The sequence below is a fragment of the Streptomyces sp. NPDC038213 genome (assembly GCF_055600495.1).
Genome location: NZ_JBVJYM010000027.1, coordinates 1 through 18,601, shown reverse-complemented (window position 1 = coordinate 18,601; position 18,601 = coordinate 1). Strand labels below are relative to the sequence as shown.

The window sequence follows — 18,601 nt, the reverse complement described above, 5'->3', positions numbered from 1 at the left end:
GGCGGCTCAGAGCCGCGGGTCCACGGGCTCCGACTCCAGGGCGAGGACCGCGAACACGGGCTCGTGGACCCGCCACAGGGGCTCGCCCGCGGCCAGCCGCTCCAGGGCCTCCAGCCCCAGCGCGTACTCCCGCAGGGCCAGCGAGCGCTTGTGGCCCAGCGAACGGGCCCGCAGCCGCTGGAGGTTCTCCGGGCGCGTGTACTCGGGACCGTAGATGATCCGCAGGTACTCGCGCCCGCGGACCTTCACCCCCGGCTGCACCGGGCGGCCGTCCCGGCCCGCCGCGAAGGCGGCCAGCGGTTTGACGACCATGCCCTCGCCGCCGGACTCCGTCAGCCGCAGCCACCAGTCCGTGCCCGCCCGCACCGAGTCCGCGTCCCCGGTGTCCACGAGGATCCGCCCGGTGGTGCGCAGCAGCCCGGTGCCCGCCCGCGCGTCGGCGGCCACCAGCCGGTCCAGCCAGGCCAGCTGCTCGTCGTGCGGTACGGCGGCCAGGCTGCGGCCCTCGGCGGCCAGCAGCTGGAAGGGGGCGAAGCGGACCCCGTCCAGGCCCTGCACGGGCCAGCAGTAGCGCCGGTACGCCTCGGTGAAGGCGGCCGCGTCCGCGGCGCGCTCCCGCTGGCGCTCCAGCAGGCCGCCGGTGTCGACCCCGCGGGCGGCGGCGCCCTCCAGGGCCGCCAGGACCCCGGGGAGCACCGCGCCGGCGGCTGCGCCCACGGCGGCGTACTGGGTGCGCAGCAGTCCGGTGGCCTTGAGGGACCACGGCAGCAGCTCGCCGTCGAACAGCAGCCAGTCCGTGCCCAGCTCCTCCCAGAGCCCGGCCGCGCTGACGGAGGTCCGCAGCCGCTCCAGGACCTCCTCGGTGACGGCCGGGTCGTCGAAGAACGGGCGGCCGGTACGGGTGTACAGCGAGCCGGTCGCCCCGGCGGCGCCGAACCGCGTGCGGGCGGCGGCCCCGTCGCGGCAGAGCAGCACCACGGCGCGGGAGCCCATGTGCTTCTCCTCGCACACGACCTCCGCCACGCCGTCGTCCCGGTACTGGGCGAAGGCCTCGGCCGGGTGCTCCAGGAAGGCGTCCTCCTTCGAGGTGGGGGTCGGCGCCATGGTCGGCGGCAGGTACGGCACCAGGCGGGGGTCCACGGCGAACCGGCTCATGACCTCCAGGGCCGCGGCCGCGTTCTCCTCCCGCACGGCGACCCGTCCCAGGTGCCGGGTCTCGACGGCCCGCCGGCCGTGCACGTCCGCGAGGTCGAGGGGGCGCCCCTCGTGCCCGCCGGGGGCCTCCGGGGCGAGCGGGCGCACCGGCTCGTACCAGACCTTCTCGGCCGGTACGTCGACCAGTTCGCGCTCGGGCCAGCGCAGGGCGGTGATCTTCCCGCCGAAGACGACTCCGGTGTCCAGGCAGATGGTGTTGTTGAGCCAGCCCGCCGCCGGGACCGGCGTGTGGCCGTACACGACGGCCGCCTTGCCGCGGTAGTCCTCGGCCCACGGGTAGCGCACGGGCAGGCCGAACTCGTCGGTCTCGCCGGTGGTGTCCCCGTACAGGGCGTGCGAGCGGACCCGGCCGGAGGTGCGGCCGTGGTACTTCTCGGGCAGCCCGGCGTGGCAGACGACCAGCCGGCCGCCGTCGAGCACGTAGTGGCTGACCAGCCCTTCGATGAACTCCCGCACCTCGGCGACGAACTCCTCGCTCTGCCCGGCGAGCTGGTCGACGGTCTCGGCGAGCCCGTGGGTCCGCTGGACCCTGCGGCCGGCGAGGTGGCGGCCGAGCTTGTTCTCGTGGTTTCCGGGCACGCACAGGGCGCTGCCGGAGCGGACCATGCCCATGACCCGGCGCAGGACGCCCGGGCTGTCGGGGCCGCGGTCCACGAGGTCGCCGACGAACACGGCGGTGCGGCCGTCGGGGTGGACCCCGTCGCGGTACCCGAGCCGCTCCAGCAGGGTCTCCAGCTCGGCGGAGCAGCCGTGCACGTCGCCGACGATGTCGAAGGGGCCGGTGAGGTGGCGCAGGTCGTTGAACCGGCGCTCGCGCACCACTTCGGCGGTGTCGGCCTCCTCGGGGGTGCGCAGGACGTGCACCTTGCGGAAGCCCTCGCGCTCCAGTCCGCGCAGGGAGCGGCGCAGTTCGCGGCGGTGGCGCTGGATGACCTGGCGGGGCAGGCCGGCCCGGTCGGGGCGGTCGGCGTTGCGGGCCGCGCAGACCTCCTCGGGCATGTCGAGGACCACGGCGACGGGCAGGACGTCGTACTCGCGGGCCAGGCGGACCAGGGAGCGGCGGGCCTCGGGCTGGACGCTGGTCGCGTCGACCACGGTCAGGCGTCCGGCGGCCAGCCGCTTGCCCGCGATGTAGTGCAGGACGTCGAAGGCGTCGCGGCTGGCGCCCTGGTCGTTCTCGTCGTCGGCGACCAGGCCCCGGCAGTAGTCCGAGGAGATGACCTCGGTGGGCTTGAAGTGCCGGCGGGCGAAGGTGGACTTGCCCGATCCGGTGGCGCCGACCAGGACCACGAGGGAGAGGTCGGGAACGGCGAGGGTGCGGCCGGGGCGCGGGGCGCCCGCGGCGCGGTCCTGCCGGCGCGGTGCGTGCTGCTCGGTCATGCCTCCTCCTCCTTCTTCGGGGTGGCGGACGTGGTGGGTGCGGGGGGTGCAGTCGGTGCGGCGAGGGTGAACACGGCCATCTGGGTGGGCGGTCCGACCTCGGGGTCGTCGGGGCCGACCGGCAGGAACTCCGCGGTGTAGCCGTGCCGGGCGGCGGTCTGCGCGGCCCAGGTGCGGAACTCCCCGCGGGTCCACTCGAAGCGGTGGTCGGAGTGCCGCAGGTGCCCGGCGGGCAGCGACTCCCAGCGCACGTTGTACTCGGAGTTGGGGGTGGTCACGATCACCGTGCGGGGGCGCGCGGACCCGAACACGGCGTACTCCAGGGCCGGCAGCCGCGGCAGGTCCACGTGCTCGACGACCTCGCTGAGCACGGCCGCGTCGTACCCGGCCAGCCGCTTGTCGGTGTACGCCAGGGAGCCCTGGACGAGGGTCACCCGGGAGCGCACGCGCTCGCCCATGCGGTCCAGGCGGAGCCTGCGGGCGGCCACGGTGAGGGCGCGCACGGACACGTCCACGCCCACGACCTCCGTGAACGACGGGTCCTTGAGCAGCTCCTGCACCAGCTGGCCCTGGCCGCAGCCGAGGTCCAGGACGCGCTGGGCGCCGGCGGCGCGCAGGGCGCCGAGGACCGCCTCGCGGCGCCGGGCCGCGAGGGGTACGGGCCGCTCCTCGCCGGGCGGCAGGTCCTCGACGGCGTTGTCGAGGTCCTCGGCCCGGCTGTCGTCCGCGTCGGCGAGGCGGGCCAGCTCCAGGCGCTCCATGGCGGCCCGGGTGAGCCCCCAGCGCCGGGACAGGTAGCGGCTGGTGATCAGGGCGTGCTCGGGGTGCGCGGGCAGCCAGCCCTCTCCGGCCCGCAGCAGCTTGTCGACCTCGTCGGGGGTGACCCAGTAGTGCTTGGCGTCGTCGAGGACGGGCAGCAGGACGTACAGCTGGCGCAGGGCGTCGGCGAGGACCAGCTCGCCCTCGAGGACCAGCTGCACGTACCGCGAGTCGCCCCATGCGGGGAACTGCCCGTCCAGGGGGACCGGGACGGCTTCGACCGTGGTCCAGCCCAGCGGGGCGAACAGCCTGCGGACCAGGTCCGCGCCGCCGCCGCGGGCGGGCAGGGCGGGCACCTCGACGCGCAGCGGCAGGGTGCGCCCGACCAGCTCGGGGCGGTTGCGGCACTCGCCGGACAGGGCGGTGCGGAAGACCTGGGCGAGGGCGACGGCCAGCAGCGAGGAGGCCGCGTACGGCCGGTCGTTCACGTACTGGGCCAGCGTGGCGTCGGGGGCGGAGCCGCGGCCGCGGCCGCTCTCGCGGCCCTTGCGGACGAGGGCGACGGGGTCGATCTCCAGCAGCAGGGCCGCCGTGCACCGCGCCTCGGAGGCCTCGGGGTACAGCACGTGGGCCGTACCGTGCGAGGTGCTGAACGACTGCGCCCTGCCGGGATGCTTGTGCAGCAGGAAGCCGAGATCGGTCGCGGGGCGGTCAGGGGTACCGGTGGTGGAGATCGTCAGGAACACCCGTCCGAGTATTCTCCGCCGCTCCGGCCACCACCAGGCATTTTCCCGGCCCCCGGACGGGGCCCGCGCGGGCCCGCACGGGCTGGTGCGGGCCGCCTGTCCGGGCGGGCCGGTTCAGCCGGGGCGGGCGAGCCGGCGCGCCAGGTCCGCGATCGCGCGCGGGGGCACCCGGCAGCAGCCTCCGACCAGCCGGGCGCCGGCCGCCTGCCAGCGCTCCGGCTCCCAGCCCTCCGCAGGATCCGCCGGGGGCCGCCACAGGCCCCGGTCCGCCTCCCACGCCGAGCCGTCGTTCGGATAGGCCACCACCGGCCCGCCCGTGGCCGCGGCGGCGGCCTCGACGGCGGGGCCGACCTCGCGCGGGTGGCAGCAGTTCACCCCCACGGCGATGACACCCGGCACCCCGGCGGCCAGCCCGAAGGCCTCGTCGAGGGGCTGCCCGGCCCGGGTCCGGCCGCCCTCCACGGTGTACGAGAGCCAGGCCGGCACCGGGCAGTCGGCCAGCACCCGCAGCACCGCCTCGGCCTCGGCCGTGTCGGGTACCGTCTCCACCGCGATGAGGTCCGCCCCGGCCGCGGCCAGCGCCTCGATCCGCGGCCGGTGGAACCGCTCCAGCTCCGCGCGGCCCAGCCCGTACCGCCCCCGGTACTCGGAGCCGTCGGCGAGGACCGCCCCGTACGGGCCCGCCGAGCCGGCCACCCACACGGCGCGCCCGGTCCCGCCCGCCGCGGCGGCCGCCAGCTCCACGCTGCGGCGGACCAGCGCCGGTTCGGTGACCTGGTAGCTCGCCGTGGTCAGCACCTCGGCCCCGGCCCGCAGGTACGCCGCGTGGGCGGCCCGGACCTGCCCGGGGGCCCCGGCCAGCACCCGCCCCGTCCACAGCGGCCCCGACAGGTCGCAGCCCTGGTCGAGCAGCTGGTTGCTCAGCCCGCCGTCCAGGAGCACGGTCCGCTGCTCCAGCGGCAGGGGTCCGCCCGCGCGCACCGCGGCCTCAGCCGAGCCGGCTCATGACCTGGGCGGAGATCAGCTCCAGGTGGTCGAGGTCGTGCAGGTCCAGCACCTGGAGGTAGATCCGGGAGGATCCCGCCTCCCGGTACGCCGCGATCTTCTCGACCACCTCCCCGGGGCTGCCCGCGAGCCCGTTCGCCTTGAGTTCGTCCACCTCCCGCCCGATGGCCGCCGCCCGCCGGGCGACCTCCGCGTCGTCCTTGCCCACGCACACCACCAGGGCGTTGGAGTACACCAGCTCCCCGGGGTCCCGCCCGGCCTCCCGGGCGGCCTCCCGCACCCGTCCGAACTGCCGCCGGGTGTCGGCAACCGAGGCGAACGGGATGTTGAACTCGTCCGCGTACCGGGCCGCCAGCCGCGGGGTGCGCCGCGCCCCGTGCCCGCCGATCAGCACCGGCACCCGGGCCTGCGCCGGCTTGGGCAGGGCCGGGGAGGCGTCCAGCCGGTAGTACGCGCCCTCGAAGCTGAAGGTCTCCCCGACGGGGGTGGCCCACAGCCCGGTGACGATGGCCAGCTGCTCCTCCAGGCGCGCGAACCGCTCGGCCGGGAAGGGGATCCCGTACGCCTCGTGCTCGCGCCCGAACCAGCCTGCTCCCAGGCCCAGTTCGATCCGGCCGCCCGACATGGCGTCGACCTGTGCGGCCTGGATGGCGAGCACGCCCGGCAGCCGGAAGGTGCCCGCGGTCATCAGGGTGCCGAGGCGGATCCGGCGGGTCTCCCGGGCCAGCCCGGCCAGGGTGATCCAGGCGTCCGTGGGCCCCGGCATCCCCGGCGGGTCCTCCCCCGGGGCCGGCCGCACCTCCGGCCCCATCCGCAGGTAGTGGTCGGAGCGGAAGAAGGCGTCGAAGCCGAGGTCCTCGGTGGCCCTGGCCACCCTGAGCAGCGTGTCGTAGGAGGCGCCCTGCTGGGGCTCGGTGAAGATGCGAAGATCCATTCCTCCATCCTGCCGGTTCGGCACCCCGGCAGGGTGAATCTCCGTCAACCCGGGCCGCCGCGCCCGTCCCCGCCAGTGACCGGCGCCGACGGAGATCGTTGGCTCGGACGGAGCCGGACCGCCCGGCCCGCGCGCCGGCGGCCCTCGCCGGTGCGTCCACCGCACCCTTCCCCCGCGGAAGGGCCCGGGCCGAGGAGGCCGCCATGTCCCAGGAATCCGTGCCCGAGCACCCCGGACAGGCAGCACACGACCACGCACGGCTGGAGCAGCCCGCGCCCACGCAGGGCGGACAGCCCAAGGGCCTGCTGCAGCAGATGGAGGAGCTGATGGCCGCGCTCAACGCCGACCTGTCCCAGCTCGACGCCGACCTCCAGTCCTCCGGGGAGCGCACCGCGGCGCCGTCGCTCCCGCCGACCCGCCCCGCCGAGCCCGCCGCGGAGATCCGCCCGGAGAGCTCCCCGTACGGTTCCTACCGCGGCCACTGAGGCGCCGGCCGGGCCACGGACCCCGGCCCGGTCAGGTCGCCCCGGCCGTCGAGTCGCGGGCAGCGCCCGAGGTGCTGCCCCGCTCCCGGTCGGCGAGCCTGCGCAGGATCGCCCGCACCCGGTCGCTCGACTCGTCGGCGGCGTCGATCGCCTCGATGCACTGCCAGTACAGGCCCTCCTCGTCCGTCGCGCACGCCACCCCGACGAGGGCTATGCCCACCTCTCCGAACAGCGCCCCCAGCCCCAGCAGGGCCTGCCGGGGGTCGGAGATCCCGGTCATCTGCGAAGCCCTCGGCAGGACGTCCGCGCTCCTGCCCTCCAGGGCGAGCGCGGGGCGGTCCAGCACCCCGCAGCCGCGGCCCCCCGCCTCCCCCAACCCCCTTGACTCCGATCTGAGTTCAGGCGGTCCGGTGACCGCCAGCCAGCTTCCTACCGCCTGGGCGAGCGCCTGGGCCTGCCAGGCCTCCACCACGATGTCCAGTGCCGCCCGGCTCTGTGCCAGAGCATGGCGGCCGGCCGCGATGAGCCGCACCGCATCCATGAGCCGTCCCCCGTCCCGTACCCCTCAACACCCGTTGGGGCCCGCGGCGGCCCGCCGGACCCCACACGGTCCGCCGCGACCCCTCCGCGCCCCTCTCGACGACGTGACGCCGTCCCTCACTCACTACCCAGCGTGAGGGCAACGGGACCGTAAAGCCAGGGGTATTCGGAAATCTGTGGACACTCTCACGGTTGTGGACAAGTCCATCACTCCGAAGAGTGACGATCGGCCCGATTTGGGCTCCCGCCGTCCCGTCCCGGCGCCGGGAACCGGCTCTCGTTCCGCTCGATCTTGGCGGCCAGCGCACCCAGCGCATCCACCCCCAGCACCTCGCAGAACTGCAGCAGGTACGCCAGCACGTCCGCCACCTCGTCGGCCACGCGGTGCGCGGAGTCCGCGTCCTCCATGATGCGCGCGGACTGCTCGGGCGTCAGCCACTGGAAGATCTCGACCAGTTCGGACGCCTCCACGCTCAGCGCGACGGCCAGGTTCTTGGGGGTGTGGTACTGCTCCCAGTCGCGGGCCGCCGCGAAGGCGGCCAGCCGGCGCTGCAGGGCCTCGACGGACGGCGCCGGGGCCCCGCCGGCCGTGTTCTCGGATTCGCTCACCCCTCCAGGTCTACCACCGACAGCCCGCCGCCCCCCTCGCCGGTCCCCGCCGCCTCCCCCTCCCGCACCGCGGCGGCCCGCGCCGCCTCCCCCGCGGCGGCCCCCACCGCCCCGACCGCCCCCACCAGCCGGATGTGCCCGCGCACGCCGCAGGCCGCGGCCAGCCCGAGCAGCGCCGCGGCCTGGCGGGGGTCGAGACAGCGGTCGAGGCCGTCGGCGAGGACGGTCAGGGCCTGCCGCGCGGGCAGCAGCTCGGCGGCCGTGTCGACCGCCAGTACGCCGGGGCCGGTCAGCAGCACCAGCGCGAGGGCCAGGTAGCGCAGTTCGCCCGCGGCGAGCCGGTCCAGCGGGGTGTCCGGCAGGCCGCTGCCGCGGCTGAGGACGGCACGGATCCGGCCGTCGGGCAGTTCGCGGGCCGCGATGTCCGCGACCGGCCCGGCGCAGCCGGTGCCGGCCGCGCCGACCAGGGCCGCGTGCCGGGTGACGCACTCGTCCCGGGTGCGCAGGAGCACTTCGGCGAGGTTCCCGCAGCCGGAGCTCAGCAGTCCGGCGCCGCGCGCGGCGGGCTCCCGCATGAGGTGCGGTTCCGGATCGCAGGCGAACACGGCGCGCAGGGCGACGACCAGCTGCTCGGCGGCGGCCAGCACCCGGCGCTGGCCCGCGGTGCTGCCCGCCACGCGCAGCGGCAGCAGGGCGGTGCCGAGGCGGTCGTCGGGCAGCGGGGCGCGGGTGACGCCGACCGTGCCGCCGGTGAACCAGGCCCCCTGGACCGAGCGCCGGCCGGGGTCGCGCAGCGCCGTGGTGAAGAGGGTCTGGCCGCCCGCGCTCAACCTCTCGCCGACCACGCGCAGTTCGGGTTCGGCCTGGACGGCGAGGTCGAGGGCGACGGGGCCCTCTGGCCCGTCGACCGTGCAGCCGATCCGGAAGCCGCGCCGGCCCTGGGTGTCGGCTGCGGCCCGCTCGGGCACGCAGGCCGCGGGTTCGGGGAACACCTCGGCGAGCGGGTCCCCGCAGGCGAGGGCGGCCAGGGCGGCGTACGCCTCCAGGGCCTGGGACTTGCCGCTGCCGCTGGGGCCGGCGAAGAGGGTGACCGCGGTCAGCGGGAAGACCGCGCCGCGGTGGGCCTTGTAAGCGGACAGGCGCAGTTCGGTGACGGCGGGGCGGGCCGGGCGCAGGGGGCGGGCGGCCCGGGGGCGGGCGGCCGGTCCAGCGGTACGGGAGGCCGCACCGGAGCCGGTACCGGGGCCCGTACGGGAGCCGGTACGGGCCGTGGGGACCCGTACGGAGACGTCGCCGGCCGGGTCCCCGCCGGGGGCCGGCGCGCCGGGTGCGGGGGCGGGGGCCGGGGCCGGGCGCGCGGGCAGCCGTACGGCAGTGCCCGGCGGGCCGGACGCGCCGGGGGCGACGGGTGCGGGCGCGGGGGCCGGGTGCAGGGGGTCGCGTACGGGGGCGGGGGGTGCGGCGGCCCGTACGGAGGGGCCGTACGGGGGCGGGGCTGCGGGGCGGGGGGCGTCCATGGCGGGACGCTAGCCACCCCCGGCCCCGGCGAACCGTTCCGCCCCCGGCGCCTTCCTACGATTGGGGGACGGCCGCCGCGGCGATCCCCTCGACCTCGGTGCCGACGGGCGCCAGCAGGAAGACGTTGCGGTCCACCCGGTGCATCCCGCTGCCGAGTCCGAAGACCACGCCGCTGCTGAAGTCCAGGATCCGCTTGGCCACCTCGGTGTCGGCGGCGGTGAGGTCGAGCAGTACCGGGATCTGGGCGATCAGGTACTCCGCCACCTCGCGCGCGTCCGCGAAGACCTGCACGCGCAGGACGACGAACCGCCGGGTCGCCGCCGCGGGGTCCTGTCCGGGCCCGGGAATGGTGCGGTGGTCGACCCGCGAAGGCCATTCGTTGCGGCTGCGCAGGGGCACCACCTGGGCAAGCCCCTCCCACTGTTCGTCGGTGACGTCGTACCTGCTCACCGGCCCACCTCGGCCCCACGCTTCTTGTGCATCCGCCCATCCTCTCGCGTTTCACCCGTTCAGCCCAACACCGACACGGCGCGGCGCGCGGCGCGCTCCGGGAGACCCCCCTCCACTTGCCGCGAGTAAGGTCGTGGCCATGACTGACGGCGACGGGGCGGGCCCGCGCGGCGGCCCTCCCGGGGCCGGCCGGAGGCTTCCGCGGCAGCACACGCGCCCGCGCGCCGACGCCCTGCGCAACCGCGCGCAGATACTCGGCGCCGCCGAGCAGCTCTTCGCCGAGCAGGATCCGCACACCGTCACGATGGGGCAGATAGCGAAGGCGGCCGGGGTCGGCCGGGCCACCCTCTACCGCCGCTTCCCCGATCCGTCCTCGATCGCCGTGGCCCTGCTGGAGGAGCACGAGCGGCAGCTGCGGCAGCAGCTGGTCTACGGGCCGCCGCCGCTGGGACCGGGGGCGCCGCCCGCGGAACGGCTGGCCGCGTTCTACGCCGCCTCGGTGGAGCTGCTGGACCGCCACCTGCCGCTGGTGCTGGGTGCGGAGGCGGGCGCCGCGCGGTTCCGCAGCGGGGCGTACCGGTCCTGGCGCACGCACGTGCGCTCGCTGCTGCTGGACGCGGGCGTGGACGATCCCGACAGCTGGGTGGACGTCCTGCTCAGCCCGCTGGCCCCGGAGGTCTTCCGGCACCAGCGCCGCACGCTGGGCTTCGAGCCCCAGCGGATCGTGCGCATCCTCTCGGTCCTGGCCGCACGGGTGCTCGGCCAGTAGGCCGCCGACGGCACGTCGCCGCCGGCGGACCTACGCGGGGGCCGCCCTCCTGAACCGCCCTCAGGGGGTGGCGTGGTAGTAGCGGCGACAGCCGCGCAGCATCCCCTCGTCGGACAGGGTGAACACGTCCACGAACTCCACCCCGCCGACCCGGCCCACGGCCACCACGCTGTCGCCGTCGGCGACGATGCGGTCGATGGCGTGCCGGGCCGGCGGGACCCGGTCCCCGCGGTCCCCCCGGCCCTCCCGGTGCATCCGGAGCACCTCGGCGCGCCCCCGGCCGGGCGGCGCGTCGGGGTGGCGGACCTCCACGTCCTCGTCCAGCAGCGAGCCGTACCCGTCCACGTCCCCGCAGTCCAGGTAGTGGTAGGCGAGCCGTACGTGGTCCACCCCGGCCGCCGTCGCCATGCGGCTGGGCCGCCGCGCGCGTACCGGCTGACCGTGCTCGTTGCGCTGAATGTTCACGGGGATCCGTCCTTTCTCCGACCCCCGCCACTGTGCTCGGTGCGCGCAACCCCGAACTATCGCAGGGCTATCACGGAGCGGGACCACCACGGAAACTGCACACCATGGACAAGAACGTGCCTGTTCCGTAAGACTGGCACGGCTCCAACGTGGATCTTCAACTCCCCTGACTCTCCAAGTGCCTTGCCCCGAGCTGGGAGACGCATGCCCGATTCCATCGGCGGGGTACGCCCTGCCCCCGACCGACCCGTTTTCCGGATCCTCGGGCCGTTACAGGTCTCGGGCCCCGCCGGTCCCGTGCGGGTGCCTCCCGGCCGGCAGGAAGTGATCCTGGCCGCCCTGCTGCTGGAAGCCAACCGGGTGGTCAGCACCGACTACCTCGTCGACCTGATCTGGGACGACGAGCCTCCCGACACCGCCCGCACGCAGGTGCAGATCTGCGTGTCCCGGCTGCGCAAGCTCTTCACGGGGGCGGGCATCGACGCGGCCATCACCACCCGGCCGCCCGGGTACGTGCTCATGACGGACGACGGCGGCGTGGACGCGGTGCTCTTCGGGCGGCAGGTGGCCGAGGCGCGGGCGCTCGCCAGGTCCGGGGAGGCGGCCGAGGCGGCCGAGCGGCTGCGCCGGGCCGAGGGGCTGTGGCTCGGGGACTGCCTGGGCGGGGTGTCCGCGGAGACCCTGCGCAGCAAGGCGCGGCAGCTGGACGAGGAGCGGCTGACGGCCGTCGAGACCCGGCTCCAGCTGGAGCTGGACCTCGCCCGCCACCACCAGCTGGTCGGGGAGATCCAGCTGCTGGTGCACGAGCACCCGCTGCGCGAGCGGCTGCGCGGCCAGCTCATGCTGGCCCTGTACCGCTCCGGGCGGCAGGCCGAGGCCCTGGAGGCCTACCGGGTGGGCCGGGAGCTGCTGGTCGAGGAGCTCGGGCTGGAACCGGGCGAGGAGCTGCGGCAGCTGGAGTCGGCGATCCTGTCGGGCGAGGCGGTGCTGCACCCGCCCGCCGCGGGTGCGCCGGCCGCTCCGGCGCGCCCCGGGGCGGGCGGCGCCGCCGGCGGGTTCTCCGCACCGCTGGATCGCGCTGCCCACGGCGGGGCCGGGGCGGGTACGGGCCCGGAGGCGGGTCGCGGATCCGGGGCGGGCGGGTCTGCGGGTGCGGGTCCGGCGGGCGCGACCGGGCTGACGGGTGCGGCGGGTACGGCGGGCGCAGCCGGTGCAGGAACGGTTGTGCTCGCGGGTCCCGCGGGCGGGACGGGGTCCCCCGAGGCGGCGGCCGCCGAGGCCGTGGCCGTACCCGCCCCGGCGGAGCCCGGCCTCGGCTACCGGGAGGAGATCCCCCGCCAGCTCCCCGCCGACACCGCGGACTTCGTGGGCGACGCGGAGCAGATCGCGGTGATCGAGCGGGCCCTGATCGGGGACGGGACGCGGCGCGCCGTCGGCGTGGCCGTGATCGTCGGCAAACCCGGCACCGGCAAGTCCACCCTGGCCACGTACACGGCCCACCTGCTGAGCGAGAACGGCTTCCCGGACGGGCAGCTGTACTGCGACCTGCGCGGTACGACGGGCACGCCGGCCACCGCCACCGAGGTGCTCGGCCGCTTCCTGCGGGCCCTCGGCATCCCGGGCCCGGTGATCCCCGAGTCCCTCGACGAGCGGGCCGAGATGTACCGGACCCTGCTCGCGGGCCGCCGGGTGCTGGTCGTGCTCGACGACGCGGCCTCCGAGAGCCAGGTCCGGCCGCTGCTGCCGGGCAGCCGCAACTGCGCCGTGCTCGTGACCAGCCGGGTCCGGATGACGGGGCTGCCCGGGGCGCACCGGATCGAGCTGGACGTACTGGACACCGAACGGGCCCTGGAGCTGCTCGTCCGGGTGATCGGCGAGGACCGGGTGGCACGGGAGTCGGTGGCCGCCGAGGCGCTGATCCGCACGGTGGGCGGGCTGCCGCTGGCGCTGCGGATCGTCGCGGCGCGGCTGGCCGCCCGGCCGCACTGGTCGCTGGCCTCGATGGTGCACCGGCTGGCGAACGAGCGGCACCGCCTGGACGAGCTCGCGCACGGCGAGATGACCATGCGGGCCAGCCTGTCGCTGACGCACGACGGGCTGGGCGCCCCGGACCGCAGGCTGCTGCGGCTCCTGAGCCTGGCGCAGGGGCCCACCCTGCCGGGCTGGCTCGCGGGCGCGCTGCTCGACGACGACCGGCCCTTCCCCTCGGACCTGCTCGAACCGCTCGTCGACGTGCAGATGCTGGACGTGGTCGGCGTCGAGTCCACGGGCGGGTTCCGCTACCGCTTCCACGAGATCATCCGGGTCTTCGCCCGCGAGCAGCTCGCCGCGCACGACGAGCCCGCCACCCAGCTCGGGGCGCTGGAGCGGATGATGGGCGGCTGGATGGCCCTCGCGGAGCAGGCGCACCGGCGGATCTACGGGGGCGACTTCACGGTGCTGCACGGCAGCGCGCCGCGCTGGCGGCCGCCGCAGATGGTCGTGGACGAGCTGCTGATCGACCCGCTGGAGTGGCTGGACAGCGAGCAGGCCAACCTGTGCCAGGCGGTGGAGCACGCGGCGCGCGAGCAGCTGCACGAGGTGTGCTGGGACCTGGCGACGACCCTGGTCACGCTGTTCGAGGTGCGCGGGTACCACGACCACTGGGAGCGGACCCACCGGCAGGCCCTGGAGGCCGTGCGGCTGGCCGGCAACACCCGCGGCACGGCGGCGCTGCTGGGCTCGATGGGCTCGCTGCACCTGAGCCGCAGCCAGCACGACGAGGCCCGGGGCTCGCTGGGTTCGGCGCTCGAACTGTTCCTGGAGCTCGGGGACCCGCACGGGCGGGCGCTGTGCCGGCGGGACCTGGCGCTGCTGGAGCGGCTGCGCGGCGAGGACGACCGGGCGCTGGACCTGTACGGCCTGGCCCTCGCGGACTTCGACCTGGCCGGCGACGTGGTGGGCCGGGCCAACGTGCTCACGCACAGCGCGCACATCTGGATGCGGCGGGGCCGGGGGGACACGGCGAAGGGCCAGCTGGACGAGGCGCTGGGCATCTACCGCACGGTGGGCTACACCGGCGGCCAGGCGCGGACCCTGCGCCGGGTCGGCCAGCTGCTGCGCCAGCAGGGGGAGCACGAGCGGGCCGTGGTCACCTTCACCGAGGTGCTGGAGCTGTGCCGCAGCCGCGGTGACGTGATCGGCGAGGGGCACCTGCTGCGGGACCTGGGCCAGGCGCTCGCGGCGATGGGCCGCGACGAGCAGGCGCGGGGCTTCTACGACCGGTCGCTGTCCGTGCGCGAGCAGATCATGGACCAGGGCGGGGCGGCGCTGGTGCGGCTCGACCTGGCGCGGCTGCTGGCGCGCTCGGGCGAGGCGGTGCGCTCGCGGGACCTGCTGGAGTGCGCGGCGCAGGCGTTCCGGGACCGGAACATGGTGCCGGAGCTGCGCGAGGCGGAGCTGATGCTGGGCGGCTAGGGCCGTCGGCGGGGTGGTGCCGTCGGCGGGGGTGCGGATCTGCGGGCCGGTGCCGTACGGCTTCCGGCTTCCGGCTGTTCCGTCGCTGCCGCTGCGGGCCGGCGGATCGTTCGCTGTGGCGTGCCGGGCCGGCTCCTGCTGCCGGTCCCGGGCGATCCGGGCGCTGCGGTGCGGTGCGGTGTCGCTCGGGTCGTGCGGGTCGTGCCTTCGTGCGGTGGTGCCTTCGTGCGGGTCGTGCGGTCGCGCTTCGTGCGGGTCGTGCCGGGTCGATTAGTCCCAGGGGTCGTTGCCGTGGTTGGTGGCGGTGGGGCTGGGCGTGGGGGCGGCGTTCTGCTGCTGGACCCCGCCGTCCTCCGGGGTGGTGACCTGGACGATGCCGGAGGGGGGAACCGGGGTGCCGGTGGCCTCGTCCGCCTGGGCGGCCTGGGTGCCGAGTACCGCGGCACCGGCGACAACAGCGGTCAGGAGGGCGGTGCGGAAGGCCTTGGCGAGGTTCATCGGGGTGGTCCCTTCTGGTGGTTTTCCCTGCTCCGAGCTGCGGTTCTGCGTGTTTCCCGCTGCTCTTCGCTCTCTGTGGGCACCACGTTAGGAAGGGCTGGAATCCCGGCACCGTCTCCGCCCCTATCGCGGCGCTATCACGGCTCCACCACCGCTCCACCCGAACTCCGGCGGCGTGTGCCCCGTGATAGCGCGGGGCGGCCCGGAACAGTTCCCCGCTATCCCGGACGGCACTCCCGCCCCTCCCGGGCATTGGCCTGATAACGCCGCCGGGCCCGCGCCGCCCGGGGCCCCGCACCGCTAACCCCTGGCCATTGGTCGGGTGATGCCCTGCCGATAGCGAAGTTCGCACGATGGAAGAAGGAACCGGGCACCGGCCGTCCCACGAGGAGGCGCAGGGCCTGCATCTGCCTCCGGGTTCCCCACCACGACTCGCGGGAGCGCATATGAGCACCATCAGCCCGGCCGCAGCCCCCCACCCGGAGCCCGACTCCGCGGCCGAGACCACCCGGGTCGGCGCGCTCATACGGGGGCACCGCCTGCGCATCGGCCTGACCCAGCGCGAATTGGCCGACCTGTCGACGATCAGCGTCCGGGCCATCCGCGACCTGGAGCAGGGCAAGGCCCGCCGGCCGCGCACCGACACCGTGCGGCTGATGGCCGACGCCCTGCGGCTGGGCCCGCGGGCGAGGGCCGCGCTGGAGGCGGCGGCCCAGCAGGGCCGCTTCACCGGGCCGGCCGGGGCGGGGCTGGACTGCGAGCCGCCCGCGCCGCCGACCGCGCTGCACGGGCTCACGGGCCGGGAGGCCGAGGCCGGGGTGATGGCGCGGGAGCTGTCCTCGGGTGCGGAGCGGCTCGTCCACGTGGTCGGGCTGAGCGGCGTGGGCAAGACCCGGCTGGCCCTGGAGGCGGCGGACCGGCTGCACGCCGACGGGATGCCGGTGCTCTGGTACGCCTTCCCGGGGGCGGCGATGGACTACCTGGCCCCGGCGGACGCCGGGGCCGCCGAGCCGGTCAGGGCGGGGGTCGCGTACCTCTTCGGGCACGAGGGCGCCGCCGACTGCGGCGGGCTCTCCGAACTCCTCGGGGACCGGCCCGTGCTGCTCGTCCTCGACGGGGCCCCGGGCGGCTGCCCGCGGCCCGAGCGGCTGACCCGGCTGCTGCGCGACTGCCCGGGGCTGCGGCTGCTCGTCACCTCGGAGCGGCCCTGGGACGTGCCGGGCGAACGCCCCTTCCTGCTGGGCCCGTTGGAGGTACCGGAGCCGGGCGCCCCGGAGTCCGCGACGGCGGCGGACACGGCCGCACTGCCCTCCGTACGGCTCTTCCTCGACCATGTGCGGCGCGTGCGGCCCGAGTTCACCCCGGCGGCCGGGGACCTGGCCGAGGTGGCGCGGATCTGCCGGCGGCTCGACGGGCTGCCGATGGCCCTGGGGGCCGCGGCCTCCTGGCTCGCCGTCTGCGATCTGCGCACCCTCGGCACCACCCTCGACGGGGACCCGGCCCCGCTCCTCGACCACCTGGCCGGGGGCGACGGCGGCCGCCGCTTCCAGGAGGGGCTGCGCCGCGGGCTGCTGCGGCTGCCGGCCGGGCACCGGGAGCTGCTGCACGCCCTGTGCGACGGCCCGGAGAGCGGGTTCGGCCTGGACGAGGTCGTCGCGCTGACCGGGCGCGGGCTGCCCGAGAGCGGGCGGATGGTGCGGGACCTGCTGATCGCCGGGCTGATCCGGCCGGGCCACGAGGCCGGCCGCAGCCGCTTCCGGGTGCTGCGGCTCGTACGGGACGGCCTGCTGCGCGAGGCCGCGGACGCCCAGGCCGCCGCCGCCCGCTGACCCCGCCGCTCCCCCGGCGGCCCGCGGCCGGATCGGCTGACGGTCGGCTGCCGCGTCGGCGGAGCCGGTCGGCTGAGGGATCAACTGCCGCCTGCGCTGCCGCCGTTCTGCTGCCGGAGTGCCGGAACAACTGCCGCCCGCGGCCACCCGCCGGGGTTTGGATGACATCGGCCGGTTGGTGCGCGGATCGCCCCGGAGACGGCCCGACCACCCGCACACCGCGAACCCAAGGAGCTCCCGCATGGCCCTCATGGCGTCCGAACCGAGCACCGCGCCCGGTGCGGGCCGCACGTCCCCCGGACCGGCGGCCCGCGGCGAGGCGACCCCCGCCGCGCCGGCCCCCGTGCGGCTGCCGCTGTCGGCGGCCCAGCGCGATATCTGGATGGCCCACGACCTGGACCCGACGGGCTGCCGCTACAGCATCGGCGAGTACCACGACATCCGCGGGCCGGTGGACCCGGAGCTGCTGGCGGCGGCCTGGTACCGGCTGGCCTGCGAGGCGGACGTGCTGCGCATCGCGGGCACCGGGTGCGACGAGGACGGGGTATGGCAGCTCCTGGACGCCGAACCGGGAGCGCGGCACCTGGAGTTCGTGGACCTGAGCGCCGAGGCGGACCCGCTGGGGCGGGCCCGGGAGTGGGTGGCCGCGACGATCGCACTGCCCTTCGACCCGGCGGGCGGGGAGCTGAGCCGGCACGCGCTGCTCAAGCTCGGCGCGGAGCGGTTCTTCTACTTCAAGAGCTACCACCACCTGGTCATCGACGGGATGGGCGCGGCCCTGCTGGACGCCCGGCTCGTGGAGCTGTACGAGCGGGCACTGGCGGGCCGGCCCTGGGGCGACAGCCCCTTCGGCACCCTGCCGGAACTGCTCGCGGAGGACGCGGCCTTCCGGTCCTCGCCCGGGGCCCCGGCCGAGCGGGCGCACTGGGCGGAGCACCTGGCGGGCGCGCCCGGACCGGCCCGGATCGGGGAGGGCCGGACGGCGTCCGGGGCGGCCGCCGGGTCCGGAGGGGAGCGCGGCGGGCTGCCGTTCGTACGCCGCACCGTGGTCCTGCCGCCGGAGCGGGCGGAGCGGCTGCGGTCCGCGGCCCGGGCCTACCGGACCCGGTGGACGATGCTGATGGTGGCCCTGACGGCCGCGTACACGCACCGGGTCAGCGGGCGGCGGGAGCTCGTGCTCGGGCTGCCCGTGACCGGGCGGACCACCGAACTGGCCCGCCGCACCCCGGGCATGTGCTCGAACGTGGTGCCGCTGCGGATCCCCGTGGACCCCGGGGCTCCGCTGTCCGAGCTGGTCAAGACGGTGGTGACGGAGACCCGGCACGGGCTGCGGCACCAGATGACGCGCTACGAGGACGTCTGCCGGGACCTGGATCCGGCGGACGGGGAGCGGCGGATCAGCTCCCCGCTGGTCAACATCATGGCGTTCGCACCGGACTTCACCTTCGGCGGGCAGCCGGCGACGGCCCACAACCTGACCAACGGGCCGGTGGAGGACCTGGCGATCGGGATCTACGACCTGGGGCCCGAGACCGGGCTGCGGATCGACTTCGACGCCTCGCCGGAGGTGTGCGACACGGCGGCGGTGGCGGACCACCAGGAACGCTTCCTGCGGTTCGTGGACGCGGCCCTCGACGGCGAGCCGGGCGACCCCGAAATCCCCCTGCACAAGATGCAGTTGCTGGACGAGGTGGAGCGGCGGCTGGTGCTGGAGGAGTGGAACGACACCGCGGTCCCGATCCCGGACGCCTCACTGGGCGGTCTCTTCGAGGAGCAGGCGCGCATCCGCCCCGACCACCCCGCCGTCGTCTTCGAGGACACCACCCTCACCTACGGCGAACTCAACGCACGCGCCAACCGCCTCGCCCACCACCTCACCGACCGCGGACTACGCCGCGGACACCTCGCCGGCATCCTCCTCGAACGCGGCACCGACTTCGCCG

15 protein-coding genes are annotated in these 18,601 nt (G+C 76.0%); 5 read left to right on the top strand and 10 right to left on the bottom strand.

From position 1 onward, the window contains the following. Window positions 1-6 precede the first annotated feature (6 nt). The 4 genes from ACZ7JZ_RS28040 to ACZ7JZ_RS28025 all read right to left on the bottom strand — a co-directional run bounded on the left by ACZ7JZ_RS28040 (window position 7) and on the right by ACZ7JZ_RS28025 (window position 6,039). Complete coding sequence (locus ACZ7JZ_RS28040) at window positions 7-2,595, bottom strand: polynucleotide kinase-phosphatase (protein ID WP_470943918.1); 2,589 nt, start codon at window positions 2,593-2,595, stop codon at window positions 7-9. Then, on the bottom strand, window positions 2,592-4,100 hold the full coding sequence (locus ACZ7JZ_RS28035) for a 3' terminal RNA ribose 2'-O-methyltransferase Hen1 (protein WP_470943916.1): 1,509 nt from the start codon (window positions 4,098-4,100) through the stop codon (window positions 2,592-2,594). Before ACZ7JZ_RS28035 ends, ACZ7JZ_RS28040 begins: the two co-directional genes overlap by 4 nt. Before the next feature lie 114 nt (window positions 4,101-4,214). Next, the gene (mmuM, locus tag ACZ7JZ_RS28030) at window positions 4,215-5,081 is read right to left on the bottom strand and encodes a homocysteine S-methyltransferase (protein WP_470943913.1); all 867 of its coding nucleotides are present in this window, start codon (window positions 5,079-5,081) and stop codon (window positions 4,215-4,217) included. 7 nt (window positions 5,082-5,088) lie between these two features. Continuing rightward, window positions 5,089-6,039: an LLM class F420-dependent oxidoreductase gene (locus ACZ7JZ_RS28025; protein ID WP_470943912.1), complete on the bottom strand. Its 951-nt coding sequence runs from the start codon at window positions 6,037-6,039 to the stop codon at window positions 5,089-5,091. Window positions 6,040-6,242: 203 nt separating this feature from the next. On the opposite strand from ACZ7JZ_RS28025, the gene ACZ7JZ_RS28020 reads away from it, so the two are divergent. Next, on the top strand, window positions 6,243-6,524 hold the full coding sequence (locus ACZ7JZ_RS28020) for a hypothetical protein (protein WP_470943910.1): 282 nt from the start codon (window positions 6,243-6,245) through the stop codon (window positions 6,522-6,524). 31 nt (window positions 6,525-6,555) lie between these two features. On the opposite strand, the gene ACZ7JZ_RS28015 is transcribed toward ACZ7JZ_RS28020, so the two are convergent. The 4 genes from ACZ7JZ_RS28015 to ACZ7JZ_RS28000 form a co-directional block, all read right to left on the bottom strand. Next, a complete protein-coding gene (locus ACZ7JZ_RS28015; protein WP_470943908.1) occupies window positions 6,556-7,065 on the bottom strand; it encodes a DUF6099 family protein in 510 nt (169 codons plus the stop codon). Between the two features lie 206 nt (window positions 7,066-7,271). Beyond that, window positions 7,272-7,673 (bottom strand): nucleotide pyrophosphohydrolase, encoded by a 402-nt coding sequence (locus tag ACZ7JZ_RS28010; RefSeq protein WP_470943907.1) that lies wholly within the window; start codon window positions 7,671-7,673, stop codon window positions 7,272-7,274. Continuing rightward, complete coding sequence (locus tag ACZ7JZ_RS28005; RefSeq protein ID WP_470943905.1) at window positions 7,670-9,190, bottom strand: AAA family ATPase; 1,521 nt, start codon at window positions 9,188-9,190, stop codon at window positions 7,670-7,672. Before ACZ7JZ_RS28005 ends, ACZ7JZ_RS28010 begins: the two co-directional genes overlap by 4 nt. Before the next feature lie 55 nt (window positions 9,191-9,245). Further along, a complete protein-coding gene (locus ACZ7JZ_RS28000; RefSeq protein WP_470943902.1) occupies window positions 9,246-9,641 on the bottom strand; it encodes a cell division protein SepF in 396 nt (131 codons plus the stop codon). A 139-nt stretch (window positions 9,642-9,780) separates the two neighbouring features. Here ACZ7JZ_RS28000 and ACZ7JZ_RS27995 point away from each other — a divergent pair, with 139 nt between their 5' ends. Next, entirely contained in the window at window positions 9,781-10,410 is a 630-nt protein-coding gene (locus tag ACZ7JZ_RS27995; protein WP_470943901.1) for a TetR/AcrR family transcriptional regulator, read from the top strand. A 60-nt stretch (window positions 10,411-10,470) separates the two neighbouring features. Here ACZ7JZ_RS27995 and ACZ7JZ_RS27990 read toward each other — a convergent pair whose 3' ends face one another. After that, window positions 10,471-10,875 carry a nuclear transport factor 2 family protein gene (locus ACZ7JZ_RS27990; RefSeq protein WP_470943898.1) on the bottom strand — a complete coding sequence of 135 codons (405 nt, stop codon included), beginning with the start codon at window positions 10,873-10,875 and terminating at the stop codon, window positions 10,471-10,473. Window positions 10,876-11,079: 204 nt separating this feature from the next. On the opposite strand from ACZ7JZ_RS27990, the gene ACZ7JZ_RS27985 reads away from it, so the two are divergent. After that, complete coding sequence (locus ACZ7JZ_RS27985; protein ID WP_470943896.1) at window positions 11,080-14,331, top strand: AfsR/SARP family transcriptional regulator; 3,252 nt, start codon at window positions 11,080-11,082, stop codon at window positions 14,329-14,331. A 270-nt stretch (window positions 14,332-14,601) separates the two neighbouring features. On the opposite strand, the gene ACZ7JZ_RS27980 is transcribed toward ACZ7JZ_RS27985, so the two are convergent. Continuing rightward, the gene (locus ACZ7JZ_RS27980) at window positions 14,602-14,829 is read right to left on the bottom strand and encodes a hypothetical protein (protein ID WP_470943894.1); all 228 of its coding nucleotides are present in this window, start codon (window positions 14,827-14,829) and stop codon (window positions 14,602-14,604) included. 446 nt (window positions 14,830-15,275) lie between these two features. Between ACZ7JZ_RS27980 and ACZ7JZ_RS27975 the strand changes: the two genes are divergently transcribed. Continuing rightward, the gene (locus ACZ7JZ_RS27975) at window positions 15,276-16,658 is read left to right on the top strand and encodes a helix-turn-helix domain-containing protein (protein ID WP_470943893.1); all 1,383 of its coding nucleotides are present in this window, start codon (window positions 15,276-15,278) and stop codon (window positions 16,656-16,658) included. A gap of 241 nt (window positions 16,659-16,899) precedes the next feature. Further along, the coding region (locus tag ACZ7JZ_RS27970) for a condensation domain-containing protein (RefSeq protein ID WP_470943890.1) at window positions 16,900-18,601 on the top strand (1,702 nt) is incomplete at its 3' end.